This window comes from Anaerotignum lactatifermentans, assembly GCF_016902535.1.
Lineage (GTDB): Bacteria > Bacillota > Clostridia > Lachnospirales > Anaerotignaceae > Anaerotignum > Anaerotignum lactatifermentans_A.
In genome coordinates this window covers 1-3,144 of sequence record NZ_JACSNY010000038.1, presented here as the reverse complement: position 1 = coordinate 3,144, position 3,144 = coordinate 1, and the positions used below count along the sequence as shown (strand labels likewise).

The 3,144-nt window shown below is 49.7% G+C and carries 1 rRNA gene; it reads left to right on the top strand.

The window, feature by feature from the left end:
* Window positions 1-291: 291 nt before the first annotated feature.
* A 23S ribosomal RNA gene (locus tag H9X84_RS12705) occupies window positions 292-3,144 on the top strand; the annotation flags it as partial.

Genomic DNA, 3,144 nt, shown 5'->3' with positions numbered 1-3,144 from the left:
ATGCACCTTGAAAACTGAATACAAGACAAACAAGAGTCAATAAAATCGAGAAAATTTATTCTAAATAAAATGTAGTAAAGCAATCAACATTTTATTTCGCTATAAATGATCATTCCAAGAACAAAGCTATTGTTCAAGAAAAGATGATGACTTTTCACGTAAGCAACTCCGGCAATCTTTGATTGCCTCCGTCGCGCACAGCGCGGCGCTCAAAAATCTTTTTCTGCTTCTGGCAAGCAAGCTTTCCGAATCAGAAAAAAGAAATTTGAACTTGCTAACGTGAAACGCGAAGGTCAAGCAAGAAAGAGCACAGGGTGAATGCCTTGGCACTGGGAGCCGATGAAAGACGTGGTAAGCTGCGAAAAGCTTCGGGGAGGCGCAAACAGCCATCGATCCGGAGATTTCTGAATGGGGAAACCTACTTGAGCAAACCTCAAGTATCCGTACGTGAATCCATAGCGTGCGGAAGGGAACGTTGTGAACTGAAACATCTAAGTAGCAATAGGAGGAGAAAGAAACATCGATTTCCTGAGTAGCGGCGAGCGAAAGGGAAAGAGGCCAAACCGAAGGACCTGGTTCTTCGGGGTTGCGGACCGCATATGGCGATGGAGGCTATGGTAGTCGAACTGTTTTGGGAAAGCAGACCAGAGACGGTGAAAGTCCGGTAGACGAAACCAGAAGACCCGCCGCGGGATCCAGAGTACCACGGGACACGAGAAACCCTGTGGGAAGCCGGGGGGACCACCCCCCAAGCCTAAATACTCCCCAGTGACCGATAGTGAAGCAGTACTGTGAAGGAAAGGTGAAAAGAACCCCGGGAGGGGAGTGAAAAAGAACCTGAAACCTTGTGCTTACAAACAGTCAGAGGACGCAAGTCTGATGGCGTACTTTTTGTAGAACGGTCCGGCGAGTTACTAATGCCAGCGAGGTTAAGCACTCAGAAGGTGCGGAGCCGAAGGGAAACCAAGTCTGAACAGGGCGTAAAGTTAGTATTAGTAGACCCGAAACCGGGTGACCTATCCATGTCCAGGTTGAAGGAGCCGTAAAAGGCTTTGGAGGACCGAACACACATCTGTTGAAAAAGGTGGTGATGAGGTGTGGATAGCGGAGAAATTCCAATCGAACTCGGAGATAGCTGGTTCTCCTCGAAATAGCTTTAGGGCTAGCCTCGAGATGGAGTCTAACGGAGGTAAAGCACTGAACTGACGCGGGGCCCAAAAAGGTTACCAACTCATATCAAACTAAGAATGCCGTCAAGATACCCTCGGGAGTCAGTCTGCGTGAGATAAGTCGCGTGGACAAAAGGGAAAGAGCCCAGACCGACAGCTAAGGTCCCAAAGTACGTGTTAAGTGGAAAAGGATGTGGGATTTCATAGACAACTAGGATGTTGGCTTAGAAGCAGCCATACATTTAAAGAGTGCGTAACAGCTCACTAGTCGAGAAAACCTGCGCCGAAAATTTAACGGGGCTAAAACACGACACCGAAGCTACGGCTTGACAGCTAACGCTGTTAGGGGTAGAGGAGCATCCTGCAAGGACGAAGCCAAAGTGAGAACGATGGTGGACGAAACAGGAGAGAGAATGCCGGAATGAGTAGCGAGATAGAAGTAAGAAACTTCTAGGCCGAATATCTAAGGTTTCCTGGGTAAAGCTAATCTTCCCAGGGTTAGTCGGGGCCTAAGGCGAGGACGAAAGTCGTAGTCGATGGATAACAGGTTGATATTCCTGTACTACGTATTATCAGAACTGTGGGGACGCAGGAGGATAGGAAAACCGGGGAATGGAAAGACCCGGCCAAGTACAAAGTCAAGGAAGATAGGCAAATCCGTCTTTTGATGATGAAGTGCGATGGGGACTGAATAAAAGTAGGGAAGTTTCCGAATCCACACTGTCGAGAAAAGCCGCTATTGTATAATACGTACCCGTACCGTAAACCGACACAGGTAGATGAGGAGAAAATCCACAGGCCGACGGGAGAAGTGTTGTTAAGGAACTCGGCAAAATGACCCCGTAACTTAGGGAGAAGGGGAGCCACGCAAGTGGCCGCAGAAAAGAGGCTCAAGCGACTGTTTAGCAAAAACACAGGTCTCTGCGAAACCGAAAGGTGAAGTATAGGGGCTGACACCTGCCCGGTGCTGGAAGGTTAAAAGGAGAGGTTCGGCGCAAGCCAAAGCTTTGAATTCAAGCCCCAGTAAACGGCGGCCGTAACTATAACGGTCCTAAGGTAGCGAAATTCCTTGTCAGGTAAGTTCTGACCCGCACGAAAGGTGTAACGATTTGAGCACTGTCTCGACAACACGCCCGGTGAAATTGAAGAACCAGTGAAGATACTGGTTACCCGCAACAGGACGGAAAGACCCCATGGAGCTTTACTGCAGCCTGATACTGGGATTCGATGATATATGTACAGGATAGGAGGGAGACTAGGAATCCGGGACGCCAGTTTCGGAGGAGTCGACGGTGGGATACCTCTCTTATATCATTGGATTTCTAACCTGCGTCCGTGATCCGGATGAGGGACAATGTCAGGCGGGCAGTTTGACTGGGGCGGTCGCCTCCTAAAAGGTAACGGAGGCGCTCGAAGGTCACCTCAGAATGATTGGAAACCATTCAAAGAGTGTAAAGGCAAAAGGTGGCTTGACTGCGACACCGACGGGTGGAGCAGGTACGAAAGTAGGACTTAGTGATCCGGTGGTAATAAGTGGGAATGCCATCGCTCAACGGATAAAAGCTACCCTGGGGATAACAGGCTTATCTCCCCCAAGAGTTCACATCGACGGGGAGGTTTGGCACCTCGATGTCGGCTCATCGCATCCTGGGGCTGAAGTAGGTCCCAAGGGTTGGGCTGTTCGCCCATTAAAGCGGTACGCGAGCTGGGTTCAGAACGTCGTGAGACAGTTCGGTCCCTATCCGTTGTGGGCGGAGGAAATTTGAGAGGAGCTGTCCTTAGTACGAGAGGACCGGGATGGACGTACCTCTGGTGTACCGGTTGCAGACCAACTGCACAGCCGGGTAGCTATGTATGGAACGGATAAACGCTGAAGGCATCTAAGCGTGAAGCCGCCCTCAAGATGAGATTTCCCATTCTTCGGAAGTAAGGTCCCTTAAAGATAATGAGGTAGATAGGTTGGAGGTGTAAGCAC